The sequence below is a fragment of the Nitratifractor salsuginis DSM 16511 genome (genome assembly GCF_000186245.1).
Lineage (GTDB): Bacteria > Campylobacterota > Campylobacteria > Campylobacterales > Sulfurovaceae > Nitratifractor > Nitratifractor salsuginis.
Genome location: NC_014935.1, coordinates 1,593,980 through 1,620,217, shown reverse-complemented (window position 1 = coordinate 1,620,217; position 26,238 = coordinate 1,593,980). Strand labels below are relative to the sequence as shown.

The window sequence follows — 26,238 nt, the reverse complement described above, 5'->3', positions numbered from 1 at the left end:
GCCCTATCTGTGGTTCAAAAGCGACGAAAAAGAATGGTAAAAGAGCAGGAATTCAGCGCTATTTTTGCCAAAGTTGCCGGCAGAGCTTCTCTTCTCGTAGACGTCCCTCCCGCCTCAGAAAACGACTCTTTACTGCCTACTTCTATGAGCACCAAACCCTCAAAGCCTTATCCCGGACCTATCATAAGGATCGGGAGTGGATTCAACGTCAGATTCATAGCTATGAACCGCCAAAGACTTCACCACATCCCAGACCGGTCACTTTGGTTATCGATGCGACATTCTTCGGAAAACGGGGAGAGGGCTTTGGTGTTCTTGTAGCTAAAGATATCCTGAGTGGCCAACTGGTAGCGTATCGTTTCATTCAGACTGAGACGCTCAATGAATATGCGATGCTTCGGCAAAGCCTTCTGGATCAGGGCTTTATCATCCAGGCCGTCACCGTCGATGGCCGACGGGGATTGTTTGGGCTCTTTGCCGACCTTCCGGTTCAAATGTGCCATTTCCATCAACAAGCCATTCTCACTCGTTATCTGACGCGCAGACCTACCTATCAAGCCTCTAGGGATCTCAAGCGTATCGCTTCCTATCTTGGACAGACAACCCCCTGCCGTTTCCGCTATATGCTGGAAGCCTGGCTCCAACGGCACAAAGATTTCTATGAAGAGAAAACCCCTGACGATTCTCCACGTGGATGGCATTACACCCATGATCGACTCCGCTCGGCCTATCGAAGTCTTGAACGCAATCTTCCTTATCTCTTCACGTATAAAACCCATCCTCATCTTGGCATAGCCAATACAACCAATACTTTGGATGGTGGACTCTTCTCTCCTATGAAAGCTTTATTGAAAATCCATCGGGGTATTGGAGACTCTATGAAGAAGAAACTCATCACTGATTTCCTAGAAAAAGCAATGAAATAGCAACCCGAAAACCCGCTTTAAGTCTAAAGATTTTAAAAAGGGGCTATGCCCATTGAGAGGGGAAGCGAGTGGATCAGCCGACGGAGCCTATCTCTTCTGAACCCTCTCGAGGATGATGCATTTGCGCAGCGCGGCCTCTTCGCTGCCGAATTGACGGGTATATTTGTCAAAGTCGCTTTGACCGATGAGTTCGATGCAGCGGCTGCGGGTCATAGCAGGCCGGGAAGTTGCAGGTGTTTTTTGCTCATCCCTGGCGAGGAAAGTCTCTTCCTCGGCGGAAGCGCTTTGCGGAGTCGTTGCCTGAGTGGTTTCGACCATCTCACTGCCGGCAAGGCTCTCTTCGTCGCCGGGAAGTCTCTTTTTGAGAGTGCTTTGGGGCCCGAGGAGCTCCGGGTCCTTCTGGCCCGAGTCGATGGAGTAGGGCTCGGGTTTGAGTGAATAGTTCTTCTCTACGCCGGAAGTATCTTCCCACATTACGCGATGGACACTTCGGTTTTGATCGGTCAGAGCCGGAGGAGCGGGGAGCCTCGGCGCGCATCCGCTAAAGAGTAGAATCCCTCCGATGCCCAAGATGGCGATCTTCACTTTTTTTCTCATAAGCCTACCCACTCCTGTATGATAAATCTGTGCTATTCTACCCAGAGTATGCTTGATCTTTGAAATGAAAACGGAGGGATCGAAAGCATTGCAAAAAGTCGAAAAAAAACGTAAACTTTATGGATAAAAAAACGTGGGAAGAGAGGCGGATCAATGACAGTGACCGTGAACGGTGAACGACGGGAGATCGAATCGGGAACAACGCTCGAAGCGTTGATAAAGGAATTGGGGATCGGCAAAAAAGTGATGGCGGCGGCGGTCAATATGGAGATCGTCAAAAAGGACCGGTGGCCCCGGCATCGGCTCCAAGAGGATGACCGGGTGGAACTGCTGCATTTTGTCGGAGGAGGATGAGATGATTTTCAAAACGAGGGAAGAGGCGGGACGCTTGCTGGCGGAGCGCCTGGAGGCTTACCGGGAAGCTCCCGATACGGTAGTGGTGGCCCTGCCCAGAGGCGGGGTGGCAGTAGCGGAGCCCATCGCCGAGGCTTTGCATCTGCCGTTGGATATCTTTTTCGTCAAGAAGATCCCCAGCCCCTACAATGAGGAGGCGGGGATCGGAGCCGTGAGCGAAACCGGGCTGATGCAGGTCAACAGCGAAGCGGTCAAAGCCCTGGGAGTCAGCGAAGAGTATCTACGGCGCCGGGCGAAGGAGAAGCTGAGTCAAATGGCGGAAAAACGCGCCCTCTATGGACGTAAAGTCCCGGATTTTTCCGGCAAGCGGGTGATCCTGGTCGATGACGGGATCGCGACGGGATCGTCGATGTTTTTGGCGGTGCAGGCGCTTAAACAGGCGGGAGCTGCCGAAGTGATCGTCGCTGTGCCGGTGGCCCCTTCGGAGATCCTGCCTCTGCTGGAGCAGACGGCCGACCGGGTGGTCGTGCTGCACGCATCGGACAATCTCATCGCCGTAGGCCGTTTCTACGAGGATTTCCACCAGCTCGACGACGAAGAGGTGATTGCAACATTGAGACGCCATCCGGAGGCCGGGGAGTGATTGCGGCAGTCGATGTGGGGCTCAAGCGTATCGGCGTGGCCATCAGCCCCGATGGGCGGATCGTACTGCCCCAACGGGCCATCGAGCGCCGAGGGCGGAAACAGGCGGCGAAGGAGTTGAGCGATTTTCTGAGGGAGTGGAAAGTCGATCTGCTAGTGGTCGGTTTACCAAGGGGAGGAAGCAGCGAAGAGGAGATGGAGCGGCGGATCCGCCATTTCGTCAGTTTACTCGAACTTCCTCCGCAGATGGAGGTTCATTATCAGGATGAAGCCGGAAGCTCCGAAGAGGCCAAAGAACGGATGCAAGGGGCGATTCGCCAGAAACGCGATGGCCGGATCGATTCCCTGGCGGCTCAGATTATCCTCGAGCGATGGCTAGAACGAAGTTAAGCGAGCCGAAAAAAAATCGAAGAGCAAATGAACGGAAGATCCGATAAAAGAGCTCAGTAATAGAGCCATTCATCGATATATCAATAATGTAAGCAAAGGGGTTGTGTGTTTCTCAATAAAATATGGTTCTTTTTTTTGGCCCTGATTCTTCCGCTTTTGGCGGAAAACAGTTTGCACTTGAGTAATCAGGAGAAAGCATTTCTCAAAAAACATCCTGTCATTACCGTTCATAACGAAATGGATTATCCTCCCTACAATTTTTACAAGGACGGTAAAGCCCAGGGGCTCTCCATCGATTATATGAACCTCCTGGCCAAGAGACTCGGTGTGAAAGTCCGATACATCCACGGGCCAACTTGGAGTGAATTTATAAAGATGATCAAGGAGGGGAAGCTCGATGTGATGCTCAATGTCATTTATACTCCCCAACGAGGAGAATCCCTCCATTTTACTGAACCCTATGCCTCTACCCGCAAAGCGATTTTTACGGAAGATCTATCGATCAATACGATGAACGATTTAATGGGTAAGAAGGTGTGCGTTCCTAAAGATTTTTTTATCCACCATTTTCTTGAAACCTATTACCCCGAAATACTTCTCAAAACGAAACCTTCTCTTCTCGATTGCTTACACTCGGTGGAGAACAATGAGAGTGACGCTACGATTGCCAGTTATAGTGTCGCCAAAGCGCTGATTCAAAGAGAAAAGATCCTAATTCGCCATATTTCGGTTCTGACGGATAAGCGTATGGAGCGAGGATTAAGCATCGCCACAGGGCCCAAACTCAAAATGCTCAGGGATATTATCCAGAAGGCGATGTATACGATTGATAATCGGGAGCTGGAGGCTTTGTCAAAGAAATGGTTGGATAAATCTCCTCAGAATCCGGATCGGCTCAAAGCGGTGGGGACACAGATAAAACCTTATCGACATAAACGAGTGGTTTTGATGTGCAACAATCCCAATTGGGAACCGATCGAGTTTGCCAAGGACGGAAATATGAGCCGTATGACCGGAATCGCCATCGATACATTACGTCTAGTCGAAAATAAACTCAATGTGGAGTTTCGTAATGTTCCGACGCGAAGTTGGGTCGAGTCCCAACAATATCTAAAAGAGGGTAAATGCGAAATCCTGCCGGCGGCTATAGCTACCAAGGAGCGTAAAGAATATGCTCGTTTTACCCGGCCTTATCTCTCTTACCGTTTGGTGATCATCACGCGCAAGGATAAACCGCTCGTCAATAATCTCTCCGAATTGGCTGATAAGACAATTGCCCGGAAAAGGGGTTCGGGGCTCATCAGCCGGCTCAAGCAGCTCTATCCTACTATGAAAATCATCGAGACTAAAAATTATCTGGAGTCCTTGCAAAAAGTTGCCGAAGGGGAAGCTTACGCCACCATCGCCACGATACCTGTTGCTGCTTATTACATCAACCGATTCAATCTAAAGAATTTGAGAGTCGCCGGTTATACCGAGATGAAATACCGGCTCTCCGTAGCCGTCACAAAAAAGGAGCCCGAGCTTTTACACAAGTTGGATGGGGCACTGGCCACCATCAATCCGGTAGAAAAAAATGCTCTTTATAATTACTGGATCGGTCAAAAGAAATTGATTGAACCCTTTGATTATAAAAAACTCTATCTTGCTCTGAGTGTCGTTTTGATCCTGGTAATCCTTCTGCTCTATCGACATTGGTTGCTAAAGGGCCACAACAAGTTATTGACGAAGGAGGTTCAAAAGGCCACGGAGGAAGTCGTAGCTCAGCGTACAATGATCCGGGAAAGAGAGAAACTTGCGGTTCTTGGGGAGATGATCGGAGTGATCGCCCATCAGTGGCGTCAGCCGCTCAACTCCCTGGCGCTTAGCCTTCAAAACCTGAAATACCGTTACCGGGATGGGGAAGTTGATGAGGAATTTATTGATCGTTTTGTCGGGAAAAACCTGGATCGAATCAATTTCCTTAATCAGACAATCGAAGATTTCAGAAATTTTTTCCATAACAGGGAAGGGAAAAAACAATTTAGTGTCCGGGAAGCAATCAAAGCCATATTTGCTATTTATTCTCTGGATCTGAGGAATAACGGGATAGAGTTTAGGGGGATTGAAGGTGACGATTTCGAGCTCGAGGGCATCAAAAGTGAATTCCAGCAGATATTCCTCAGTTTGATTACCAATTCCAAAGAGGCGCTTGAACATAAAAAAGGCGGAGCACGATGGATTCGGGTAATATTGAAGAATCGGCAAATCGTTTTCGAAGATAGTGCCGGCGGCGTAGCAGATGAAGGGTTACTCAATCGGCTCTTTGAAGCTGATTTTACCACCAAACCGGGAGGAACGGGAATCGGACTTTATATTTCTAAAGAAATTATAGAGAAAAAATTCGGCGGGAAGATCCGAGTTGAGAATGGAGAGGAAGGGTTGCGCGTGATACTTGATTTTGAGGATAGAAACAATGAATAGTGAGCTAAAGATTCTTTTTGTAGAAGATGAGGAAGGGATACGGGAAGAATTGGGCTATTATCTGCGTCACGTAGCTTCCGGAGGAGTTTTGACCGCAGAAAACGGTGAAGAGGGATTGAAACTCTATCGGGAGCATCAACCCGATATCGTCATAACCGATTTGGAGATGCCGGGAATGCACGGCTCACAGATGATCCGCCAGATCAAAGAGATCAACCCCTCCCAAGCCATTATTGTTACGACAGCTCACAGTGACACTCGTTTTCTTATGAAGGCGATTGAACTCAAGGTAGATCATTACCTCCTAAAACCGATCAATCTTGAACTTTTGGAAGATAAGATTCGGCAAATTGAGCATCAAATAGAGTTGGAAAGGCGCGTCGAGCAGCAACGAATCATTATGGAAGAGATTTCTGCTATCAAAGGCAATATGCTTGTTGTCCTCGATCGGCAAATGAAAGCAATTTTTCTCAACAGAGGGTATTTGGAATACATAGGGTGTGATTCATTGGAAATGTGCCGCCAAAAGCTTCCATCTCTTGCCCAATATATGGTTGATTGGGAAGAAGGGTTCGCTCCGGAAAGTAGAGAAGAGTTTGAATGGGTACGAGAGATTGAAGCGCTTCCCTCATCCCGTCGAATTGTGGCATTGAAAAAACCCTTTGAAGACTCTGAGACTTTCTACAACGTCTCTCTCTCATCAAATCCGGAGACCGGTCATCGGATTGTGGCGCTCTCTGAAATTACTGAGTTGATCTCTTCGAGGGATTTTTATCGTAAACAGGCCAAAAGAGATGAATTGACCGGGCTAAACAATCGCTTTGCTTTCAACCGTAAATTCGAGAGTTTGATCCCAAAAGCGCTCAGCGAGAATGGGCAACTGAGTATGATTTTAATCGACCTGGATCATTTCAAAGCCATTAATGATCGGTATGGGCACGATTTTGGAGATAAGGTTTTGACGGATGTTGCCAGGGTTTTGGAACAGTGTATCGGTCCCAAAGATTTTCTGGCGCGTTGGGGAGGAGAAGAGTTTGTCGTTTTGAGTCAGAGAAGCTTGGATGAGGCAATAGAGTTGGCCGAAGAGATCCGTCGAAAGATTATGGAAATAAAGTACGAAAACGGAGTGCAACTCCACTGCAGTTGCGGTGTATCGACCCTCAATCCGGAAGAGGATGCCCGGGATGCTCACAAAATGTTTCGTCGTGCGGATAAAGCACTCTATCAGGCCAAGAATTTGGGGCGGAATAGGGTTTTTTATGAACGGCGTCAACGGGTTCGCTGACGAATCCTCGATGCGATCCGACGGCTGAGCCGCTCCAGGAGGCGATTTTGCGTGGCGACGATGCCGGGGAGGTTCGCCGCTCCTCTCTGCATATAATGAAAATCTTCACCTAAAACCATTCGGTCTTTTTCCCGGTCGACGAGACTCCAATGCCCCTCCAGCACCACGGTGCCGTTGCTGTCACCGTCGAAACGGTCAACAGTCACATAAATCCGGGTCCGGTCCGAGAGAGGCTCTTCCCAGGGGTAGGAGAGAAAGGTATAGTCAGGGACCAGTTGGGCCAGATTGTGCTGGAGGACTTTTTGGATATTTTTGTCCAAAGACCCAGCCCAGAGAGCGTTTTCTTTGACTTTCAATCGGCTGGGGCCTAGGCGCAGGGTGAGGGCCTTTTGCTGAAGATAGTCGGTTACCTGCACTTCCCCGATTCCTACAATGTGCCGAGTGGAAAGGGGAGTGACATCCCGATGAGGTTGCAGACGGGGCTGGAGGCGGTAGTATTCGGATCGGCTGCTGCACCCTGCCAAAAAGAGGGTGAGCAGAGCAAAAGATAACAGAGTCAGTTTCTTCATTTAGCGTCCTCTTATCAGAGATTCCGGATGCCGGTTCAGATAGTTGCTGAGTTCACGTATGGACCGGCTGGTCTCTTCGATTTCATTCATCAGTTTCAGCATTTGGCGGTGGATCTGCGCATTGGTGTCGAGATAATTTTTGCGGATCTCTTCCAGGGTTTGATTGCTTTGATCGATCAGCTTGACAAAGGAGGGCAGCAGCTCCCGGTTGACCCCCTGAAGCGTCGCGTCGAAACCGGGGAGCGTCTTCTGTCTGACATCGCCAAGGATCTGACGGGTCTCTTCCCCGATCTCTTTGAAGGGGATGGCGGCCAGATTGTTCAGAATCGATTGGACATTGTTTTTGAGTGTCTCGATCGTAGCGGGGACACTGGGAAAGACATAGAGACCATTCTCTTTGATAAGGTTTGCCTTGGGAGCGTCGGGATGGAAATCTAGGTTGATCAGCAAAGAACCGGTGAGGAGGTTGGCACTCTGAAGCTGCGCCCGGAGGCCTTTGTCCACCAGGGCCTTGAAGACCTTTGGATCCATCCCCTTACTGGCATTGCGCTCCCGTCCGGTGATCGTGAAGCGTTCCGGCTCAATCTTGATTAGGATGGGGATTTTGAAATTGGCGGTTTTGACATCGCCGACGAGGAAGAGATTGACCACTTCACCCACTTTGACCCCTCTAAACTCCACCGGGGCACCGGCTTTGAGTCCGCGAACTGACTCGTTGAAGTAGACCCAGAAGTAAAGTTCCCGGGTGTACGTGACCTTCCTGGCCTCTTTGATCGTATTGTAGAGGACGAAATGATGCCCGTCCTGTACCCTACTGCCGGGTCCGAAGACTTCGAAATTGTCGAAGGCGATTCCCCCCGAAAGAATGGCGGTGAGGGATTCGGTACGGATTTCGACTCCGTCAGCACCGATGTGGGCATCGATACCACTGGCGTTCCAAAACCGGGTCGTGTCGGTAATGAGATCACTGAAAGGTTTTTGGATAAAGACATCGATCAGGACGGTTCTGCCGTTGGGTGCCAAGTGGTAGGAGACGACAGTTCCCGCTTTGAGCTGTTTGTAGTAAACCGGGGAACCGATTTGGAGGGAGCCTTTGCTTTGGGCTTCGAGGATGAACCGTTTTCCGGGAGTCCGGTCGGTAATCACGGGGGGATTGACCAGACCTTTGAAGCGTCGGACCGACTCTTTGCCTTTATGCGGGTCCATACTGATATAGGCCCCGGAGAGGAGGGTATCCAAGCCCTCGACGGAATCAGCGCTCAGACGGGCGTGGACGATCCAGAAAAGGGTTTTTTCGCTGAGGTAGGGACGCATCTCTTTGGTCAATCTGGCGGTAACAATGACCGAGCCCAGGTCGTCGCTGAAACGGACGTCCTCGACTTTCCCGACGATGACATCTTTGTATTTGACGACCGATTTTCCCGGGGTGATCCCCGCCGCCGATTTGAAAAGGATCTGAACAGCCGGCCCGCGCTGGCTCAGATTTTGCCAAACGAGGACCGCTCCAATAATCAGCGCGACAATCGGGACGATCCAAACGGGAGAAAAATGATGCCTTTTGCGACTCCAGATCGCTTCGCGGACATACTCTTCTCCCGGAGGACGTTGAAGGGGGGACTCAGCCATGAAGATCCTTTTTTGATGGTGCATCATACTGAATGGATGCCGAATCCCGCTTTAAAAGATCCCTTGAGGAAGCCTTGAATTCGATTTGATCCCAGATCAGCCTGGGGTCAAAGGTCATAGCGGCGAGCATGGTACTGATGACGACCAGAAGGAAGAAAAGTGCTCCCAGTCCCGTTCGGATTTCGCTCAAGCCTCTAAAATGGACTAGGGCGATCATAATGGAGACGACGAAGACATCGACCATAGACCAGCGGCCGATGATTTCGGTGAAGAGATAGAGCTTTTGCCGGCGTATCGGATCATGATGCCAACCCCGTTGTATCGAAAGCAGTAGATAGATCAGAATGAAGATTTTGACGGTGGGAACGAAGATACTGGCGATGAAAATGACGATCCCGATGAGGTAAGAACCGCTCTCGAGGAAGTAGATGATCCCGCTCATAATGGTATCGGATGACGAGCCCGCGAAGGTGTGGACATGCATCATCGGCAGGAGGTTGGCCGGAATATAAAAGACAATGCTGGCGAGTACCAGCGCCCAGGTGTTCTGGATCGAAGCGGGCCGCCGGAGATGGACCGTACTTCCGCACCGGGGGCAAAGTGCCGTGCGGGCACCCCGAAAAGGCGGAGGAAAACGAAGGAGCTGCCCGCAGCTTTCACAGCGTCCATAGCCTGCATCGATCCCTCTCATCGTTCACTCTTCCTGGGAAGGTCGGGTTCCCGGCCGCGGGCTCTGTCGATCAGGTCCCAGAGGGGATGGGGATCGAAGATCATCTGCATATAGGCCAGGACAAAGACCATTGCGCCAAAGGCCCAAAGGGAAGTTCCCGGGATGATCGTCCCCATCTTGACGAGTTTGACGATGGAGACCAGGATGGCGACCAGAAAGACATCCAGCATCCCCCACGGGGTGATGGCTTCGAAAATCTTGAGCATCGTCGATGCGTAGCGTGGAACGATGCGATGATAGATGGGGCCGGTCAGAAAGAGCAGCAGCAGGATCCGCATCGCCGGGACCACCAGCGTCGTCATCAGCAGCGCCAGGGCAATGAGGTAATCCCCCTCTTTGTAGAGATAAATGAATGCGGTGGTAAAGGTGGCTTCCGCTTTGTTCCCCATCACTTCGAAGCTCAAAAAAGGAAAGAGATTGGTGATCATAAAGAGGATCAAAGCGGCGAAACTCAAAGCGTAGAGTTTCTCGACCATCCCCGGAGAGTATCGGAAAAGTGTATGACGGCAATTGGGGCAGCGATAGACTCCGGGGCGATGGGGATAGGGAAGGCGACTGATCTCATCACACTCTTCGCAACAGACATAATGTGATTTCATTCCACTTCCGTTCTTTATTTTGAAGTATTTTATCCAAAAATGTTCCGTTGCATTCAGAAGGGCTCAAACGAGATCCCAGAGGCGGTGGCTGAGTTGTTTGATTTTTTCGTAGAGTTCGGGGTTTTGCGGCATATCCGGGAGTTCATCGATCTTTGACAGGAGCACGAATTCGTCGCCTGCGTAGAATAACTCAACGAGATTATTGGGGAGCTCATGGAGTTGGCGGACGAGATACCACAACTGCAAAGTCTCGATGGAGTAGCGTGCGAGAACTTCTCGGCTGAAGGTTTCGAAATCCGCCCTGTCCGAGGCTTCATAATCATCGAGGATCGTATGGAGCAATTCACCGAGTCTGCGCAGGGGCACAGAGTAGTAGAGCATCCGCGCCGGCATAGGCTCGGGTGCCTGGAGCGCTCCCAGGAAGATCCGTGCCGCCCGTTCGGTTTCGGCATAGAGGTTGGTGCGCAGGCCGATGAGCCCCAGATCGCTGTGGTAGTGTCGTCCGCACCCTTTGAGGCAGCCGCTGAATCCGAGGCTCACCCCCAGCTTTTCCAGACGTCCCAGGGGGAGGAGCGCCAGGTCTTCTTTGATGTCCCAGAGGGAGAGGGGGCAGTAGCGGGAGCCGGCACACGCGGTTACGCTTCCGGTAGAAGCGTGATTTGGGATTTTGGATTTGGGATTTTGAATTTCTTGATGGACCAGGTCCGGATCGAAAGCCCAGAGTTCCTGGTGGGGAGTCAGACGGAGGGTGTGTTCGTGGCTTTGGGCCTCTTGGACGGCTTTTTCGAGTTCCTCGGGGCTGATCTCTCCGTGGCGGCCGTAGCGGCGGATAGGGAGGAGATGGTCTCGGTTGCGGTGGCTGCTTTGCATCCTGAGCTCTCCCGCCCGGGGCAGGGGAGTGCCCGACTCCTCTTCGATCCACACACGGATTTGAGGCATTCCCACCTCTTCGATGAGGTGAAAGAGGCGGGTTTTGGAGCGGCTGCCTCTCGGGCCGTGTTCCCGATAGACTTTGGCGACCGCTTCAAAAAGGTCCGCCGCACTTTCGGGAGGGCAGAAGATATCGGCCTCCCGGGCGGTCTCACTGTTTTTACCCCCCAGATAGAGGTTAAACCCCCATCGATCTCCATCGCGGGCCAGGGCCAGGAGGAGGTCGTTCCCCCAAGGGTTGAACGAGGGAGCCTCTCTGCCGATGAGGGCCGTGTTGAATTTGCGGGGGAGGGTGCCGATCCACTCACGCTTGCCCACGACCCGCTCTCTGATCTCCTGTAGGATGGATAGACATTCGATGCGGTTGTCGGAGGCGAGGCCGTCGAGAGGATCGATAACGATGCCCCGAAAATTGTCGGAAATGACTTGGCACGTTTGCAGCCCGGCAGCTTTGAGCTCCCGCCAGAGGGGCAGGACCCGGCCGGCCCTGAGGTCGTGAAGCTCCATCTGCCCCCGAGCGGTCAGGAGGAGGCGGGCTGTTTCCTGTCGTGCGATCCGGGCAAGTAGTTTGAGGGCCTCGGGCGTGATGAGGCCTCCGTCGAAGCGAAGACGGATCATCCAGAGATCGGGACGAAGCTTGTTGTTGTAAAGGCCGAAATTTTTCAGATAGAACCGGCACCGTTCGTCCACGTTTTGCCAATCTTTGACACGCTCAGGTGAAAAGTCGGCGGGAGGAAGCTCTCTTTTGTAGCGTTCGATCTTGTTCAGCTTTGGCTCATTTGCTTGTTTCACAGGAGGTTCTCTACTTTGATAATTATCTTAAAGTGAATTCTACTCTCTACTTTTATAGAGAAGCTTTGATATCTGTCAACAGGTCCTCAATGAAGAGCTGTTATCATACCGTCGAAACAGTTTGAAGGTTATCGAAAAGGAGAGATCCGAGATGAAAAGAGTCGTTTTGGCAGCTTTGTGTCTGTCCTGGATGCTCCAGGCCGCCAATGTGGGAGAGGGAACTCCGGGGTATCGCCTCTTCAAGGAGTATTGCTGGGGCTGCCACCATCAGACGGCGGAAGCCTTCGGACCCTCTTTTCATTCGATAGCCAACAAACGGAGCCGGGAAGAGATCATGGCTCAGATCGTCGATCCCGAGCGGGTCTCCAAAACCCTGGGCTATGCCCGAAACTCCATGCCGGCTTTCAATGATCTCAATGCCACCCAGATTCAGGCTCTGACCGACTTTATTATGCTTTTCAAGGATAAAAAATGAGAAAACCCCTACTGCTCGTCATTTTGCTGGCCGCACTCTTCGGTACTTTGAGTGCCCGGGAGAAGATCTTCGTCGTGGAGCGGGAAAACTCCGCCTTGGCGGTGATCGATCACAATCTCCTCTATGACGAAATCAAGAATATGCACAATTTCAACCACGCGGTGGTGAAATTCAAAGGCAACGACGGTTACGTCATCACCCGCGATGGCTATGTGATCAAGTTCGACCCTATACACAACAAAAAGCTCAAAGAGTACAAGACTTCCAAGAGCGCCATCGGATTCATCATCGGGGACAACTACCTGGCCGTGGCCAACTATGACAACAAGACCGTCGAAGTGCTCGACCGCGATCTCAACCCCATCGAGAGCATCAAGACCGGCAGCCGGAACGTCGGGATCAAGAATTACAAAAATTATCTCATCTTCGAATTGATGGACAAGGATCAGATCTGGGTGATGAAAGATGCGAATGAGGGCAAGGGCAAACCCCACTTCGTGCTCTACAAAAAGTTCGAGAATATCGGTAAAGTCCCCTTCGACGCGATGATCCACAAAAACCTCTATGTCGCCGGGCTTTTCAACTCTCCGGCGGTGGGGCTGCTCAATCTCGATACGATGACCTACAAAAAGATTCCCCTGGACCTGGGCCGGAAAGATCGGATTCTCAAAGTCCCCCATTTCGGATTCTGGAGCATTTCGGACCGCTACTTCTTCGTCCCGGCGGTCGGGGCCAAAAAGGTCTTTGTCTTCGATCACGATTTCAAGCCGGTGAGAGCCATCGACGTCAAGGGAAATCCCGTCTTTACCGCCCTCAGCCCCGACAAAAAGTGGCTGGCGGTCTCCTTCAGCGGCAAAGATTTCCCCTATGTGCAGATCATCGATGCCAAAACGTTCAAGATCGCCCGGACTTTCCACTTCCCGGGCTGGATCCTTCATCTGCGCTGGTCCAAGGATGAACCGGAGATCTACTTCAGCGTCAATACCAAAAACGAGGTCCTGGCATACCATACGACTGACCCCGATCCCAAAAAGTGGTGGAAGCACTTCATGTGGCCGGTGCCCAAACCTTCGGGGATCTTCCTCTTCGAAGCGCCCGACGAGCCCGCCCCCAAAATCCGCAAAGTGAGTCATTAAGTGTTCCGGCTCTCGAACCTGATCGATTCGGTGACGGCAGGTAAGCCGGAGCGTTCGCTGGACGGCTCCATCGCCATCTGGAATTTCACCAACCGCTGCAACCTCGCCTGCCGTCACTGCTACAGCTATGCCGATCCCAACAGCGAAGATTTTCTCTCGACGGAGTTCATCCTCGGGGCGATCCCCGAGCTACTCAAAGCGGGAGTGCGCTTTGTGATCTTCAGCGGGGGAGAGCCCCTGATCCGCAAAGATATCTTCACCATCGCCGATGCGATGCGCCGGGCGGGGATCATCACTTACCTCTCCACCAACGGCCTCTATGTGAGTGAAAAGAATGTCGACCGGATCATCGAGACCTTCAACTACATCGGGATCAGCATCGACGGTATCGAAGAGGTCCACGATGCTTTCAGGGGTCTGGAAGGGGCTTATCGCCGCAGCCTGGATGCCATCGCCCTGATTCAGCAGCACGGCGGCAATGCGGGGATCCGTTTCACCCTGACCAAAGAGACCCAGGGGAGCTTCTACGAGATCTTTGATTTGGCCGAACGGATCGGCGTGGACAAGATCTACATCTCCCATCTGGTATACAGCGGACGGGGCTTGGAGAATCTCAAGATCGACATCACGCCCGAAGAACGCCGCACGTATGTGGAGTTCATCATCGACAAAGCCTTCCAATACCACGACGAGGGACGCAAAATCGATATCGTCACCGGCAATATGGAGATGGATGCGATCCTCTTTCTCGAAAAGTTCGCCGAGCGCTACCCCGAGCTGGGAGGGGAGATGGCCCGGCGCCTGCGAAACTGGGGCGGCAACAGCGCCGGTCGCAAACTGGTCAATATCGATTGGAAAGGCAATGTCAAACCCGACCCATTCTTTCCCTATATCATCGGCAATATGACCGAGCGGCCCTTCAGCGAGATTTGGCTGGATCAGGAGAATGAGTTGCTCACACGTCTGCGGGAGCATTCCCGTAAGCTCTCGGGAAAATGCGCCGATTGCGGCGTGATCGACATTTGCAACGGAGGCAGCCGCAGCCGGGCATGGGCGATCCACGGAGATCTCTGGGCTGAAGACCCCTCCTGTTATCTCAGCATGGCTGAGATAACAGGGATGGAAGATTGAAGATTGAGGATGGAGAATTTTTTTTTGGCTCCATCGGATCGATGATAAAATGGAAAAAATTTCTAGTTACTAGTTACTAGTTACTAGTTACTAGTTACTCATTACTTGGAGGAATGATGGTTTATCTTACAGGTGCGGGTCCCGGCGATATCGATCTTTTGACGGTCAAGGCCCTTCGCGTCGTTCGGCAGGCGGATGTGATCATTTACGATCGCCTGGCCAATCCGAAGATTCTCGACGAAGCCAAGGATGGCTGTAAATTTGTCTATGTGGGCAAAGAGGATGGCCGCCATACGCTGCCTCAGGATCAGATCAACGAAGTGATTTACCAAAATGCCCTCGAGCACGAAACCGTTGTCCGGCTCAAAGGCGGGGACCCGCTGGTCTTTGGCCGGGGAGGGGAAGAGGCGGCCTATCTCAAAGAGCGGGGAATCGCCTACGAATTCATCCCCGGAGTTACCTCGGCTATCTCCGTACCCGCCTATGCCGGCATCCCGGTGACCCATCGTGGTGTGGCGGTCTCTTTCAAGGTCGTCACCGGGCATGAAGCTCCCAACAAAGAGCAGTCCCAGGTAGACTGGGAGAGTATGAAGAGCGATGAGACGATCATTTTTCTCATGGGGCTGCACAATCTGAGCAAAATCGCCGAAAACCTCATTCGCATCGGGCGGGACCCTGCCACACCGGCCGCCGTGATCTCCCGGGGAACGACACCGGAGCAGCAATGTGTCGTCGGAACCCTGGAAAACATATATGCCCGAGTGAAGGAAGCCGGGATCCCGACCCCGGCTCTGATTGTCGTCGGCAAGGTGGTCGAGCTTCGCGAGACGCTCCGGTGGTTTGCCGAGTAGCTTCGGGTCCTTGGGGATGCTGTCACCAAGAGCTTCAATTGAAATACTATGAATTTTTTTATAGCCGGCTCAGGAATCTCTGCTACAATTCTTCTTCATTGAGAAGGATAATTGCCTATGTATGACCTGCGCGAGATACAACTCTTTTCCAATCTATCCGATCAGAACGTGACCGAGCTCAAAGAGCATACTATTGTCCGTAGCTATGGGAAGGATGGGATTGTCTTCTACGAGGGGGATCGGGGAGAGTATCTCTATGTGGTGATCGAAGGGACCGTCAAACTCTACAAGACCTCTCCCAAAGGGACCCAGGTTCAGATCAACCGCTTTGAAGCTCCGGCGGTCGTGGGAGAGTATGCCTGTTTCGAGAAGATGCCTTTTCCCGCCACCTGTGAATTCGTCACCGAGGGGAAAATGGCCCTGATCCCCTATGAGATCATTTACAAAAACCTTTCCAACAGCGATTTCTCCCTGGAGATCATCAAATCCCTCACTTCCAAGATCATGGTCCTCTCCTCGTTGATTCACAAAGAGACGATCTACTCTTCCGAGGCGAAAGTGGCCAAGATGCTCCTGGAAAACAGTGAAATCTTCAGTAAACTCAAATACAACGAAGTCGCCTCCATTCTCAACCTGACTCCCGAGACCCTCTCCCGGATCTTCAAGAAGATGAAAAAAGAGGGCCTGATCGAAATCGGCAAAACCCACGAAGTCAAAGTGCTCGATCCTGTAGCGCTGGACCGGGTCATCGAAAGCAATAAGATCAAGACTTGCACCAACTGTATTGCCGATTTCAAGCAGCAGATGGGACTTGAATAACGAGTAACCGAGTAACGGAGTAATGAGTAACCGAATTGTGGTGAGCGTTGATATTTACGTAACACGTAACACGTAGCACCTAACACAAATTATGAAGTGAGGGCCGAAGGCCCGTGCTTGCGGCGTGCGACTTCTTATCCTTCATATTTCCGTTCCCATTCTTCGAAGGCGGGATCGAAATAGACCAGTCTCTTTTTCTTGAATTCACGGGTGGAGTAGAGTTTGCCGTACTCTTTGAGCCCGGTCTCCCGGGCGATCTCGTCGATGAGCTCGTCACAGGCTTCCTGGCTCTGGGCGTGGACCATCGCGAAGAGGTTGTAGGGCCAGTTGGGGTATTTGGGGCGTAGGTAGCAGTGGCTGACCGCCCGAAACTCCGCGATTTTCTTTCCCAACTCTTCTGCCTGATCTTCGGGGACGTTCCAGACGCTCATGGCGTTGGCGGTGAAGCCGGCTTTGCGGTGGTTGAGGATGGTGGCGAAGCGGCGCATCACCCCGGCTTCCTGGAGCTCCTTCGCCAGAGCGAAGAGTTCGTCGTAACTCATATTGAGCCGTTCTATGGCCGGGGCGAAGGGTTCTGCGATGACGGGGATGTCCTTTTGCAATTCCCGGATCGCCGCGAAGTGCCTGGCTCTCATCCTGATCGGCTTGAGCTCCTTCTTATGGACCCGCTCCTTTTTGCTCTGTTTCCCTGTCGTATCGAGTTTGACGGAGATTTTGAACATCTTCAGAGTCGGGAGGATGATCGATTCGTCCGCCTGGGTGAGTTCTTTGAGTTTCTGGACCGTCCCGAGGAGCCCCATACGGGAGTCGGGAAGGACGGCCAGGGTAAACCAGATGTTGAAATCGTGGTTGCGCAGATAGTTATGGCTGACACCGGGGTGGGAATTGATGATCTCGGCAGCCGTTTCGATCCGCTCTTCCGGGACTTTGAACGCCACCAGCGACGAATGGTATCCCAGTTTTTTGGTATCGAAGATGGCGGAGGTTTGACGGATGATCCCCTCCTCCTTGAGGCGCCGGACTTCACTCAGGACCTCCTCTTCGCTGGCCCCCAGCTCTTCCCCCAGCACCTGGAAGGGACGTGCGGTGAGGGGAAAGGCGTTTTGCATTCGGTAAAGCAGCTCCTCCCGCATCTTCGACTCCTTTTGGTTAATCATAAAATAAATTGTACTCAAGGAAAGTCTCTACGCTCTTGATACCTGTCAATGTATAAAGACAATTCTCCTCATTCTTCAAATTGATTTATGTCAACTTTTCATCAAATGCATCGGAGTAAAATGTGAGCATCCCGTAAATTCACAGGAGGTTACAATGGGAATGAATCGACGAGATTTTTTGAAGAGTTCGGCAGCAGCAGCTGCCGCCAGTGCCGTAGGCATCACGGTCCCTTCCGAGGTCCAGGCTGCCGCGGCAAAAGGAGAAGAGGGCTGGCGCTGGGATAAGGCTGTCTGCCGCTTCTGTGGAACCGGATGCGGGATTATGGTCGCTACCAAGGGCGGTAAGATCGTTGCCGTCAAGGGAGACCCCGCCGCACCGGTCAACCGCGGTCTGAACTGTATCAAAGGATACTTCACCGCCAAGATCATGTACGGAGCCGACCGCCTCAAGGTGCCTCTGCTCCGGATGAATGACAAGGGCGAATTCGACAAGAAGGGTAAATTCCGCCCCGTCAGCTGGAAGCGTGCTTTCGACGAGATGGAGAAGCACATCCGTAGAGCCCTCAAAGAGAGCGGTCCCGAGGGGGTCGCCGTCTTCGGTTCCGGTCAGTACACCATTATGGAGGGATACGCCGCACAGAAGATGATGAAGGCGGGCTTCCGCTCCAACGCCATCGACCCCAACGCCCGCCACTGTATGGCGTCGGCGGTCGTCGGCTTCTATCAGACCTTCGGAATCGACGAACCCTCCGGATGTTACGATGACATCGAGCTGACGGATACCATTATCAGCTGGGGATCGAACATGGCCGAGATGCACCCCATCCTCTGGTCCCGTGTTTCCGATCGCAAGCTCTCTGACCCCGAGCGGGTCAAAGTCGTTAATATCCAGACCTATACCCACCGGAGCTGCGACCTGAGCGATTTCAATATTATCTTCCGTCCTCAGACCGACGTGGCACTCTGGAACTATGTCGCCCGGGAGATCGTCTACAACCATCCCGAAGCGATCGATTGGGACTTTGTCAAGCAACACATTGTCTTTGCCGTCGGTCCCGTCAACATCGGTTACGGCATGCGTCGCAAGGGTGAAAAGTCTCTGACGCCTGTCCGCCCCGACGGTTCGGCAGGTAAATACAGCGCCAAAGAGATGGAGATCGTTCGTAAAGAGATGGCCAAAAAAGTCTCCGAGTTCGAAGGCCCTGCCCTGGAGCCCTACGGATACAAAGCCGGCGACGAGATGAAGAACACTCCGGGTACCCTCAAGCACTGGATGATCAGCTTCGAAGAGTACAAGAAGTCTCTGGAGCCCTTTACGCTTGACTATGTTGCCAAACTCGCCAAAGGAGATCCGGACGAGGATCTCGAATCCTTCAAGAAAAAGCTGAAAATGCTGGCCGATCTCTACATCGAAAAGGATCGCAAAGTCGTCTCCTTCTGGACCATGGGAATGAACCAGCACACCCGGGGAAGCTGGGACAACACCCTCAGCTACAACGTCCACTTCCTGCTCAACAAGCAGGCCAAGCCCGGAAACGGTGCTTACTCCCTGACCGGTCAGCCTTCGGCGTGCGGTACCGCCCGTGAGGTCGGAACCTTCGCCCACCGCCTGCCGGCGGACCTGATGGTCAAGAACCCCAAGCACCGCAAGATCGCCGAGAAGATTTGGCATATCCCCGAGGGAACCCTCAACCCGGTGGGCAATCAGCATATTATGAAGATCCACCGCGACATCGAAGACGGTGTGGTCAAGTTCGCCTGGGCCAACGTCTGTAACCCCTATCAGGACAGCGCCAACGCCCGCCACTGGATCAAAGCCGCCCGGGAGATGGACAACTTCATCGTAACCTCCGACGGTTATCCCGGAATCTCAGCGATGGTCTCCGACCTGGTTCTGCCCAGCGCGATGATCTACGAGAAGTGGGGTGCCTATGGTAACGCCGAGCGCCGGACACAGCACTGGCGCCAGCAGGTACTGCCGGTCGGCCATGCCATGAGCGACACCTGGCAGTGGGTCGAGCTCTCCAAGCGCTTTACCGTCAACGACCTCTGGGGTCCCTATACCCTGCGCAACGGCAAGAAGCTTCCCGATGTCCGCAAAGCGGCCGAGAAGATGGGATACAAGCCTGATACGACGATGTATGAGATCCTCTATGCCAACGAGCGGGCCAAGAAGCAATATCCCATCGATCTGAACAAGTTCCCGCAAAAGGGCTTCGACAACAGTGAGTGTCTGGGCGACAAGCGTAACGTTGTCGGCAGCGACGGTAAAGTCTTCAAGGGCTATGGCTTCATGCTCCATCAGTATCTCTGGGAAGAGTACGCCAGCTTCGGCCGTGGTCATGGACACGACCTGGCCGACTTCGTGACCTATCATAAGGTTCGCGGTCTCAAATGGCCGGTCGTCAACGGCAAGGAGACCTTCTGGCGCTTCAACGTCAAATACGACCCCTATGCCGCCAAGCACGCCAAAGAGGCAGGGCTCAAAGACTTCGCCTTCTACGGTCCTCTGGCCAAGAAACTGCCCAGCGGAGATCTCCGGGGCGTCAAAGACAAGAAGAAGAAGTCCCTGGCCAACAAAGCCAAGATCTTTGCTCGGCCCTACATGGATCCCCCGGAAATGCCGGACAAAGAGTACGATACCTGGCTCTGTACCGGACGGGTTCTGGAGCATTGGCACAGCGGTACGATGACCATGCGGGTTCCCGAGCTCTTCCGGGCCGTGCCCGAGGCACTCTGCTACATGAACCCCAAAGATGCCAAGAAACGCGGCTTGAAAAACGGTGACCTGGTCTGGGTCGAGTCCCGCCGCGGCAAGGTCAAGGTCCGTGTCGAAACCCGCGGACGGAACCGGCCTCCTCGCGGTCTGGTCTTCGTGCCCTGGTTCGATGAGCGGGTTCTCATCAACAAGGTCACCCTGGATGCGACCTGTCCGATGTCCAAGCAGACCGACTACAAGAAGTGTGCGGTTAAGATCTATAAAGCCTGATTGAAAGGATAAAGCGTGGGCGAAAAGGCCAAAAAAGTGACGATCAGCTCCCGGCGGAGGTTCCTGACGGATTTCGCCTATGCCACGGGATTGGGGATCATGGGGGGATTGCTCTGGGCCGGCTATGCCGAAAAAGCCAAGAGCTCCCCACTGACACTCCGACCTCCCGCGGCGCTGGATGAGCCTGATTTTCTCAAGACCTGCATCAAGTGCGGTCTTTGTGCCGAGGCCTGTTTCAATCGCCCCAGCAATATCGACCGGGATACGGGCGAGCCCCGTCCCGGAACGATCAAGATGGCCAGAGCCCAGGACGATGTGACCATCGGGACTCCCTTTTTCATTCCCAGGGATGTCCCCTGTTATATGTGTGACGATATCCCCTGTGTCGTGGCGTGCCCGACGGGCGCGCTGGATCTGACCAAAGTCACCAACCCCAAAACGGGGGAGCTGGACTATACGATGATGGATATGGGGCTGGCGGTCGTCGATCAAAACTCCTGCATCGCCTTCTGGGGCCTGCAGTGTGACGCCTGCTACCGCGCCTGTCCTCTGATGGACAAAGCTTTGCGCCTGGAATACGACAAAAACGAGCGCACCGGCAAACACGCCTTTCTCAAACCGGTGGTGGATATGCACGCCTGCACCGGCTGCGGATTGTGCGAAAAGGCTTGTGTGACCGAAAAACCGGCCATTCGCGTCCTGCCCCGTGAGATTGCCCTGGGTAAACCGGGGGCCCACTATGTCAAAGGGTGGGACAAAAAAGATCAGCAGCGTGTCAAGGAACGCGTCGGCAAGGATGTCACCACCCATGACAAGCGCAGTGCCAAGAATCCCATGGATTACCTGAACAAGGGAGTGGAGTACTGAGATGAAGTGGAGTAATATCAAATACCTCATTCTTCGCCGGATTGTCCAGATCGGACTGCTCGTGCTCTATTTCATGGGAAGCTGGTACGGCTGGAAAGTGCTTCAGGGGGATCTCTCCACCTCGTTGGTGCTGGGCAAAATCCCTCTGAGCGATCCCTTCGCCGTGTTGCAAATTTTTGCGACCGGTGCGGTCGTGGGGGTCAATGTCCTCATCGGAGCGGCGATCATCACGCTCTTCTATGCCATCATCGGCGGACGGGCTTTCTGCAGTTGGGTCTGCCCGGTCAATATGATCACCGATCTGGCGGCGTGGCTGCGTCGGAAGCTCCTAATCGACCGAATCGAACGGAAGATTTGGATCTCCCGCAATGTGCGCTATTACATGATCGTTCTGGCGCTTATCGTTTCGGCGGTCACAGGTCTGGCGGCCTTCGAGATCGTCAGTCCCATCACGATCTTCAACCGGAACGTTGTCTTCGGGATCCAGGTCGTCGAAGGGTCCGTGGGCTTCGCTCTGGGGGCCGGGATCGGTCTGCTGGTGGCGATCTTTCTTTTTGACCTTTTTGCGGTCAAGAACGGATGGTGCGGTCACATCTGCCCCCTGGGCGGTGTCTACTCCGTGATTGGGAAGTACAGTCTGATCCGGGTCAAGCACAACAGTGACAACTGCACCCTCTGTATGAAATGTAAAAATGTCTGTCCCGAGGTGGAAGTCCTGGGAATGATCGGAAAACGGAGCGAATTTGTCTCCAAGGGTGAATGCACCAACTGCGGCCGCTGTGTCGACGTCTGCGATGACGAGGCGCTGGGCTTTGAGTTGAGGAATTTCTTAGCAAAATAAAACGGGAGGAAAAGAATGAAACGAACCATGAAAATCACCCTAATCAGCGTTGTCGCCGCCGGTGCGGTGCTCTTCGCCGGGGATTATGTCAACATCAACAAAGGGGTCAACGATGCCAAGATGCTCAAAAAGCAGGATCTTGGAAACAAAAAGGTCGTGACCGAGGAGCAGCTGAGTTATGGAGCGACAAACCTGACAGGCAATGGATCGTTGCCGACAGTGACCTATAAGCGTCCCGCGCCTGGGGCTGCGCCCAAATTCGAGCGCTCCTATGTCAACGCACCGCCGCTGATTCCCCACAGCATCGAAGGTCTGGTACCCATTACCATCAAGAACAACCAGTGCCTGGGCTGCCACATGCCCAACGTCGCAAAGAGTGTCGGAGCGACTCCTATACCCGAGAGCCACTTCGTCGACTTCCGCCCCAGCACTAAGCTGGATAAGAACGGCAATATTGTCAAAGACGGCAAAGTGGTCGCCAATGCGACCGATGTTAAAGTGGCGAAGTTCAAAAAGCTCAAGAAGCTCAATCCGGCTCGCTACAATTGTACTCAGTGTCACGTGCCTCAGGCAAATGTGAAGCCTCTGGTGGGCAATACCTTCAAGCCCGACTTCAAAAACGCCGAGCAGAAGAAGCGCTCCAACCTGATCAAAGTAATCGACGAAGGGGTCAAATAGGAATGGCGGACCGGAGGGAGTTTTTCCGCTCGCTGGCATGTCCTGTCCGGGAGGAAGCCCCGAAGGAAACTGCAATTCTACGCCCCCCCTATGCGGGGGATCTTTCTCTTTTTCAGAGCCGGTGCCCTACATGCGAAACGCACGCCTGTGCCACCGCCTGTGAAGAGGAGATCATCGTCATCCGCGCCGACCGGACTCCGACGCTCAATCTGACGGAGAAGGGGTGCATCTTTTGTGAAGCGTGTGCCGAAGCCTGTGAAGCGGGGGTTTTGAACCTGTCGGATGGGCCGGAGCGGGTCAATGCCTTTTTCCGCATCGATCCGAAAGCCTGCCTGGCCCATCACGACACCATCTGCTTTGCCTGCAAAGAGCCCTGCATCGACGACGCGATTCTTTTTAACGGCCTTTACAATCCGGTCATCGACGAGGAACGTTGCACGGGCTGCGGGTTTTGTATGAGCCGCTGCCCGACTCAGGCCATCGACTATCGTGTTCTGGGCTGACTTAGGTCAAGAGGCTTTCCTCTTCCTTTGCTACAATATCCCAACTCGTTGTTTCCGAGGAAAAGGGATGCGATGAAAGGAGCACTGATGCGTGAACGTGAAACACTGTTGCAAAACTATCCGACCTTGATGTCGCTTTTCGACGATGAGGATTTGGATGAACGGCGCTATTTTGTCGTGGTCGACCCCAATGTGGAGGAAGAGGCCGACGAGGCGGATGTGATTGATCCGACCGAATACAATTGGATGATCTATCTGCCGGAGCGGATCGCCGAGGCTTTCGGAGAAGAGCTCTTCGCAAAGATCCCTCAGGAGTTGGCCAAGGTCGAAGCCTTCGAAGACTTTTTCGATGCCGAGGAGGATCTCTATGGCGTGCAGTGCGATCTGGATGAAGAGCGCATCGCTGCGCATGTGCTGGAAGTGCTGGAGACTCTGGCCCGTGAAAAAAAAGAAGGAGAGGCATAATGCGGTATCTCTTTTCTCTGATCGCCCTTTTGGGCCTGGTCATGGCGGGATCTTTGCCCACAGTCGCTCCCCAACGTCAGATCGAAGCCGACGGAGCGGTTAACGATATCGTCCTGAGCGACGACGGTGCCCTGATCGCCGGGACCGACCACGGCAGTCTGCAGCGCATCGATCTACAGAGTTTCAAAGTCGAAACCCTGCTCCATCTCCCCCAGGTGAAAGATTTCATGGGGGACAAGATCGACGATAAAGTCTTCAGCGTCGATGAGCTCGGCGGCCGCTATCTGATCCTCAGCGACAGCGGGCAGGGGGGATTCAGCGATCTTCGGATCCTCGAAAATGGCAAAGTCACCAAGCTATTCGGGGCGGAAGAACGCCATAGCATTGTCAAAGCCCGTTTTGTCGATAAGAATCATATTCTCTATGCCACTTTGGGCAATGAAGCGGTCCTCTACGAGATCGGGACGGGCAAGGAGCTCTACCGCGAGCAACTCAGCGAATCGAAATTCTCCGATTTTTCGATGGACAGTCGGCGCAAGCGGGCGGTTTTCGGTTGCGAGAGTGGTGAATTGACCGTGATAGAGACAGCGACGGGAAAAATCCTCAAGCGGATCGAAAAACTCCATGTGGATAATGTTTTCAGCGTAGATATCCGTCAGGATTGGGTCATTGCCGGGGCGCAGGATCGACGAGCTTCCTACTATAATCTGAGCTCCGGTGAGCATGGATATTTCAAAAGCGATTTCCTCATCTATGCCGTCGCCCTCAGCCCTGCTGCCAAGACAGCGGCCTATGCGATGCACGATGACAACTCCATAACCCTTTATCATTTGGATACCAAAACTCCTTTTGCCCTGCTCAAAGGGCAGAAAAGCATCCTGACCCGGATCGTGTTCAAAGATGAGACGACGCTGTTCAGTGCCAGCCACGACCCGAGCATTATGCTCTGGAAAATCAAACCATAAAAGAGAGGGAGAAAAAAATGAATATATCGAGTATCGTTATCCGTTGCACACCGGAACACTATGACGAGATCAAAAAATGGTGTGAAGAGAGTGGTGTGTGTGAATACCACTTTGGCGACAAGCCGACCGGCAAGATCATCGTGACCATCGAAGCGGAAGATGTCAATGGGGAGATCGCCAAATTGATGGAGATCCAGCGTGTCGACCACGTGATCTCCGCCGAGATGATGATGACTTATCAGGAGGATTTGGACGCGGCGATGAAAGAGCTCGACGAGGCGGAAGAGGTGCCCGAGCTGCTCCAGCGTTGTACCGAAGAGGAGATTGACCCCGCGACGGTGGTTTACCACGGAGACTTGAAGAAAAAGCTCTGATGAGTTACTTTCCCGCCTTTTTTCAACTGGAGGGCAAGCGCATCCTCCTGGTCGGTGGAGGGCATATCGCCGCCGAAAAGCTCGAAAAGCTCCTCGATTTCTGCAAAGAGATCACCATTGTCGCTGCTGAAGTCTCCGAGCCGGTAGCGACGATGGCCCGGGAGCATTGCCTCACGCTCCTGGTCCGGCCCTACCGCAGTGGTGAAGCCCTGGAGTACGATCTGGTGATCGTGGCCACCGATACGGTGGAGCTTCACCGTCAAATCTTCGAGGAGACGCGAAAGGCGCGGGTACTGGTCAACAGTGTCGATGATACCCGCTACTGCGACTTTATCTTTCCCTCCTATGTCAAACGGGGGGATTTGACTGTGGCCTTCTCCACCTCCGGGGCCTCTCCGGCCTTTGCCCGGCAGATCCGCCGATGGTTCGAACAGGTACTCCCCGAAGGAGTGGAGGGATTTTTGGCACAGATGCGCAAACTTCGTTCGGAACTTCCCAAAGGCAAAGAACGCATGGAGCGTTTCGAGCGGATGGCCAAAGAGTATGTCAAGGAGAATTTCCCCTCCCTTCGGAACTGAAATTCGGCCATAAACCGCACGGAGCGACCGAGCGACATCTCAACGCTCAGTACTCAACGCCCAACTCTCCCAATGAATACACTAAATTTCTTGACCTTGATCAACTCTTTTATAGCTTGACCGCTCTATAATACCCCATCTTTCAAATAGGAGTAAATATGTCAGAAATAAAAAAAGAACCCATTGAAGTCCCCGGAGCGACTGTTCCCTTCTTCACCTACAAGATCGGTGAGACTCAGTATTACGAATTCGATACGTCCAAATGCGGTCCCCCGGAGCCGATGGTCAACGCCATGGCGGGGCTCAAGCTCATCGACGGTCCCGACAAGAAACTGGTGATGATCAACCACAAAAAACCCATGGGGCTTTTGGCCAAGATCGAAGAGAATTATCAAATCGAAGAGGAAGCCCTTCCCGACGGACGGGTGAAGCTGGTCTTTGGCTACAAGCCGGGTGCCAGCGAGCAGGCCAAGCTCGACGACAGCCACTGCGAGGGTTGATCGGCT

General features: G+C 53.0%; 28 protein-coding genes. 21 read left to right on the top strand and 7 right to left on the bottom strand.

The genetic code is table 11. From position 1 onward, the window contains the following. Positions 1-5 precede the first annotated feature (5 nt). Positions 6-926, top strand: a complete 921-nt coding sequence (locus NITSA_RS11145; RefSeq protein ID WP_083799710.1) for an IS256 family transposase, variant Zn-binding type — start codon at positions 6-8, stop codon at positions 924-926. A gap of 87 nt (positions 927-1,013) precedes the next feature. Here NITSA_RS11145 and NITSA_RS08215 read toward each other — a convergent pair whose 3' ends face one another. Next, complete coding sequence (locus NITSA_RS08215) at positions 1,014-1,523, bottom strand: hypothetical protein (protein ID WP_013554561.1); 510 nt, start codon at positions 1,521-1,523, stop codon at positions 1,014-1,016. Positions 1,524-1,676: 153 nt separating this feature from the next. On the opposite strand from NITSA_RS08215, the gene thiS reads away from it, so the two are divergent. The 5 genes from thiS (at position 1,677) to NITSA_RS08190 (ending at position 6,657) form a co-directional block, all read left to right on the top strand. Further along, complete coding sequence (thiS, locus tag NITSA_RS08210) at positions 1,677-1,877, top strand: sulfur carrier protein ThiS (RefSeq protein WP_013554560.1); 201 nt, start codon at positions 1,677-1,679, stop codon at positions 1,875-1,877. A 1-nt stretch (position 1,878) separates the two neighbouring features. Then, on the top strand, positions 1,879-2,520 hold the full coding sequence (locus NITSA_RS08205; RefSeq protein WP_013554559.1) for a phosphoribosyltransferase: 642 nt from the start codon (positions 1,879-1,881) through the stop codon (positions 2,518-2,520). Next, the gene (ruvX, locus tag NITSA_RS08200) at positions 2,517-2,909 is read left to right on the top strand and encodes a Holliday junction resolvase RuvX (RefSeq protein WP_013554558.1); all 393 of its coding nucleotides are present in this window, start codon (positions 2,517-2,519) and stop codon (positions 2,907-2,909) included. Before NITSA_RS08205 ends, ruvX begins: the two co-directional genes overlap by 4 nt. A gap of 135 nt (positions 2,910-3,044) precedes the next feature. After that, positions 3,045-5,372, top strand: a complete 2,328-nt coding sequence (locus NITSA_RS08195) for a transporter substrate-binding domain-containing protein (RefSeq protein WP_169308540.1) — start codon at positions 3,045-3,047, stop codon at positions 5,370-5,372. Next, positions 5,365-6,657 (top strand): GGDEF domain-containing response regulator, encoded by a 1,293-nt coding sequence (locus NITSA_RS08190; RefSeq protein ID WP_013554556.1) that lies wholly within the window; start codon positions 5,365-5,367, stop codon positions 6,655-6,657. Before NITSA_RS08195 ends, NITSA_RS08190 begins: the two co-directional genes overlap by 8 nt. Here NITSA_RS08190 and NITSA_RS08185 read toward each other — a convergent pair. The 5 genes from NITSA_RS08185 to NITSA_RS08165 form a co-directional block, all read right to left on the bottom strand. Then, positions 6,642-7,226: a PqiC family protein gene (locus NITSA_RS08185; protein WP_013554555.1), complete on the bottom strand. Its 585-nt coding sequence runs from the start codon at positions 7,224-7,226 to the stop codon at positions 6,642-6,644. The two genes, NITSA_RS08190 and NITSA_RS08185, sit on opposite strands and share 16 nt — an antisense overlap. Next, complete coding sequence (locus tag NITSA_RS08180) at positions 7,227-8,852, bottom strand: PqiB family protein (RefSeq protein WP_013554554.1); 1,626 nt, start codon at positions 8,850-8,852, stop codon at positions 7,227-7,229. Further along, positions 8,845-9,543 (bottom strand): paraquat-inducible protein A, encoded by a 699-nt coding sequence (locus NITSA_RS08175; protein WP_013554553.1) that lies wholly within the window; start codon positions 9,541-9,543, stop codon positions 8,845-8,847. Before NITSA_RS08175 ends, NITSA_RS08180 begins: the two co-directional genes overlap by 8 nt. Beyond that, positions 9,540-10,181: a paraquat-inducible protein A gene (locus NITSA_RS08170; RefSeq protein WP_013554552.1), complete on the bottom strand. Its 642-nt coding sequence runs from the start codon at positions 10,179-10,181 to the stop codon at positions 9,540-9,542. Before NITSA_RS08170 ends, NITSA_RS08175 begins: the two co-directional genes overlap by 4 nt. Positions 10,182-10,244: 63 nt before the next feature. Next, a complete protein-coding gene (locus NITSA_RS08165; protein ID WP_013554551.1) occupies positions 10,245-11,903 on the bottom strand; it encodes a nitrite/sulfite reductase in 1,659 nt (552 codons plus the stop codon). Positions 11,904-12,054: 151 nt separating this feature from the next. Here NITSA_RS08165 and NITSA_RS08160 point away from each other — a divergent pair, with 151 nt between their 5' ends. The 5 genes from NITSA_RS08160 to NITSA_RS08140 all read left to right on the top strand — a co-directional run bounded on the left by NITSA_RS08160 (position 12,055) and on the right by NITSA_RS08140 (position 16,315). Further along, positions 12,055-12,378, top strand: a complete 324-nt coding sequence (locus NITSA_RS08160; RefSeq protein WP_013554550.1) for a c-type cytochrome — start codon at positions 12,055-12,057, stop codon at positions 12,376-12,378. Then, on the top strand, positions 12,375-13,514 hold the full coding sequence (locus NITSA_RS08155; RefSeq protein WP_013554549.1) for a cytochrome D1 domain-containing protein: 1,140 nt from the start codon (positions 12,375-12,377) through the stop codon (positions 13,512-13,514). The genes NITSA_RS08160 and NITSA_RS08155 overlap by 4 nt, the downstream gene beginning before the upstream one ends. Beyond that, entirely contained in the window at positions 13,515-14,645 is a 1,131-nt protein-coding gene (locus NITSA_RS08150) for a radical SAM/SPASM domain-containing protein (protein WP_013554548.1), read from the top strand. A 116-nt stretch (positions 14,646-14,761) separates the two neighbouring features. Beyond that, complete coding sequence (gene cobA / locus NITSA_RS08145; RefSeq protein ID WP_013554547.1) at positions 14,762-15,496, top strand: uroporphyrinogen-III C-methyltransferase; 735 nt, start codon at positions 14,762-14,764, stop codon at positions 15,494-15,496. A 117-nt stretch (positions 15,497-15,613) separates the two neighbouring features. Further along, complete coding sequence (locus NITSA_RS08140; RefSeq protein ID WP_013554546.1) at positions 15,614-16,315, top strand: Crp/Fnr family transcriptional regulator; 702 nt, start codon at positions 15,614-15,616, stop codon at positions 16,313-16,315. Between the two features lie 134 nt (positions 16,316-16,449). Here the strand turns inward: NITSA_RS08140 and ahbA are convergent, their stop codons facing one another. Next, positions 16,450-17,472 (bottom strand): siroheme decarboxylase subunit alpha, encoded by a 1,023-nt coding sequence (ahbA, locus tag NITSA_RS08135; protein ID WP_245526294.1) that lies wholly within the window; start codon positions 17,470-17,472, stop codon positions 16,450-16,452. Between the two features lie 154 nt (positions 17,473-17,626). Here ahbA and napA point away from each other — a divergent pair, with 154 nt between their 5' ends. The 10 genes from napA to NITSA_RS08085 all read left to right on the top strand — a co-directional run bounded on the left by napA (position 17,627) and on the right by NITSA_RS08085 (position 26,232). After that, a complete protein-coding gene (napA, locus tag NITSA_RS08130) occupies positions 17,627-20,461 on the top strand; it encodes a nitrate reductase catalytic subunit NapA (protein WP_013554544.1) in 2,835 nt (944 codons plus the stop codon). 15 nt (positions 20,462-20,476) lie between these two features. Continuing rightward, positions 20,477-21,328 (top strand): ferredoxin-type protein NapG, encoded by an 852-nt coding sequence (napG, locus tag NITSA_RS08125; RefSeq protein ID WP_013554543.1) that lies wholly within the window; start codon positions 20,477-20,479, stop codon positions 21,326-21,328. A gap of 1 nt (position 21,329) precedes the next feature. Further along, on the top strand, positions 21,330-22,169 hold the full coding sequence (napH, locus tag NITSA_RS08120) for a quinol dehydrogenase ferredoxin subunit NapH (RefSeq protein ID WP_013554542.1): 840 nt from the start codon (positions 21,330-21,332) through the stop codon (positions 22,167-22,169). 15 nt (positions 22,170-22,184) lie between these two features. After that, positions 22,185-22,847, top strand: coding sequence for a nitrate reductase cytochrome c-type subunit (locus tag NITSA_RS08115; RefSeq protein WP_013554541.1), 663 nt, complete (start codon positions 22,185-22,187; stop codon positions 22,845-22,847). A gap of 2 nt (positions 22,848-22,849) precedes the next feature. Continuing rightward, positions 22,850-23,350, top strand: coding sequence for a 4Fe-4S binding protein (locus NITSA_RS08110; protein ID WP_013554540.1), 501 nt, complete (start codon positions 22,850-22,852; stop codon positions 23,348-23,350). Between the two features lie 87 nt (positions 23,351-23,437). After that, positions 23,438-23,815 (top strand): hypothetical protein, encoded by a 378-nt coding sequence (locus tag NITSA_RS08105; RefSeq protein ID WP_013554539.1) that lies wholly within the window; start codon positions 23,438-23,440, stop codon positions 23,813-23,815. Then, positions 23,815-24,780, top strand: a complete 966-nt coding sequence (locus NITSA_RS08100; RefSeq protein WP_013554538.1) for a WD40 repeat domain-containing protein — start codon at positions 23,815-23,817, stop codon at positions 24,778-24,780. The genes NITSA_RS08105 and NITSA_RS08100 overlap by 1 nt, the downstream gene beginning before the upstream one ends. Positions 24,781-24,797: 17 nt before the next feature. Further along, positions 24,798-25,154 (top strand): chaperone NapD, encoded by a 357-nt coding sequence (locus tag NITSA_RS08095; RefSeq protein WP_013554537.1) that lies wholly within the window; start codon positions 24,798-24,800, stop codon positions 25,152-25,154. Beyond that, a complete protein-coding gene (locus NITSA_RS08090; RefSeq protein ID WP_013554536.1) occupies positions 25,154-25,732 on the top strand; it encodes a precorrin-2 dehydrogenase/sirohydrochlorin ferrochelatase family protein in 579 nt (192 codons plus the stop codon). Before NITSA_RS08095 ends, NITSA_RS08090 begins: the two co-directional genes overlap by 1 nt. Before the next feature lie 158 nt (positions 25,733-25,890). Next, the gene (locus NITSA_RS08085) at positions 25,891-26,232 is read left to right on the top strand and encodes a hypothetical protein (protein WP_013554535.1); all 342 of its coding nucleotides are present in this window, start codon (positions 25,891-25,893) and stop codon (positions 26,230-26,232) included. The last annotated feature ends 6 nt before the right edge of the window (positions 26,233-26,238 follow it).

Bases quoted from the DNA above. Each gene is read 5' to 3' on its own strand.
- napH (WP_013554542.1), top strand. From the start codon at position 21,330: ATGAAGTGGAGTAATATCAAATACCTCATTCTTCGCCGGATTGTCCAG.
- NITSA_RS08095 (WP_013554537.1), top strand. From the start codon at position 24,798: ATGAATATATCGAGTATCGTTATCCGTTGCACACCGGAACACTATGAC.
- NITSA_RS08085 (WP_013554535.1), top strand. From the start codon at position 25,891: ATGTCAGAAATAAAAAAAGAACCCATTGAAGTCCCCGGAGCGACTGTT.
- NITSA_RS08100 (WP_013554538.1), top strand. From the start codon at position 23,815: ATGCGGTATCTCTTTTCTCTGATCGCCCTTTTGGGCCTGGTCATGGCG.
- NITSA_RS08090 (WP_013554536.1), top strand. From the start codon at position 25,154: ATGAGTTACTTTCCCGCCTTTTTTCAACTGGAGGGCAAGCGCATCCTC.
- NITSA_RS08160 (WP_013554550.1), top strand. From the start codon at position 12,055: ATGAAAAGAGTCGTTTTGGCAGCTTTGTGTCTGTCCTGGATGCTCCAG.
- cobA (WP_013554547.1), top strand. From the start codon at position 14,762: ATGGTTTATCTTACAGGTGCGGGTCCCGGCGATATCGATCTTTTGACG.
- NITSA_RS08155 (WP_013554549.1), top strand. From the start codon at position 12,375: ATGAGAAAACCCCTACTGCTCGTCATTTTGCTGGCCGCACTCTTCGGT.
- napA (WP_013554544.1), top strand. From the start codon at position 17,627: ATGGGAATGAATCGACGAGATTTTTTGAAGAGTTCGGCAGCAGCAGCT.
- NITSA_RS08205 (WP_013554559.1), top strand. From the start codon at position 1,879: ATGATTTTCAAAACGAGGGAAGAGGCGGGACGCTTGCTGGCGGAGCGC.
- NITSA_RS08110 (WP_013554540.1), top strand. From the start codon at position 22,850: ATGGCGGACCGGAGGGAGTTTTTCCGCTCGCTGGCATGTCCTGTCCGG.
- NITSA_RS08115 (WP_013554541.1), top strand. From the start codon at position 22,185: ATGAAACGAACCATGAAAATCACCCTAATCAGCGTTGTCGCCGCCGGT.
- NITSA_RS08190 (WP_013554556.1), top strand. From the start codon at position 5,365: ATGAATAGTGAGCTAAAGATTCTTTTTGTAGAAGATGAGGAAGGGATA.
- NITSA_RS08175 (WP_013554553.1), bottom strand. From the start codon at position 9,543: ATGAGAGGGATCGATGCAGGCTATGGACGCTGTGAAAGCTGCGGGCAG.
- thiS (WP_013554560.1), top strand. From the start codon at position 1,677: ATGACAGTGACCGTGAACGGTGAACGACGGGAGATCGAATCGGGAACA.
- NITSA_RS08185 (WP_013554555.1), bottom strand. From the start codon at position 7,226: ATGAAGAAACTGACTCTGTTATCTTTTGCTCTGCTCACCCTCTTTTTG.
- NITSA_RS08180 (WP_013554554.1), bottom strand. From the start codon at position 8,852: ATGGCTGAGTCCCCCCTTCAACGTCCTCCGGGAGAAGAGTATGTCCGC.
- NITSA_RS08140 (WP_013554546.1), top strand. From the start codon at position 15,614: ATGTATGACCTGCGCGAGATACAACTCTTTTCCAATCTATCCGATCAG.
- NITSA_RS08105 (WP_013554539.1), top strand. From the start codon at position 23,438: ATGCGTGAACGTGAAACACTGTTGCAAAACTATCCGACCTTGATGTCG.
- NITSA_RS08215 (WP_013554561.1), bottom strand. From the start codon at position 1,523: ATGAGAAAAAAAGTGAAGATCGCCATCTTGGGCATCGGAGGGATTCTA.
- ahbA (WP_245526294.1), bottom strand. From the start codon at position 17,472: ATGATTAACCAAAAGGAGTCGAAGATGCGGGAGGAGCTGCTTTACCGA.
- NITSA_RS08170 (WP_013554552.1), bottom strand. From the start codon at position 10,181: ATGAAATCACATTATGTCTGTTGCGAAGAGTGTGATGAGATCAGTCGC.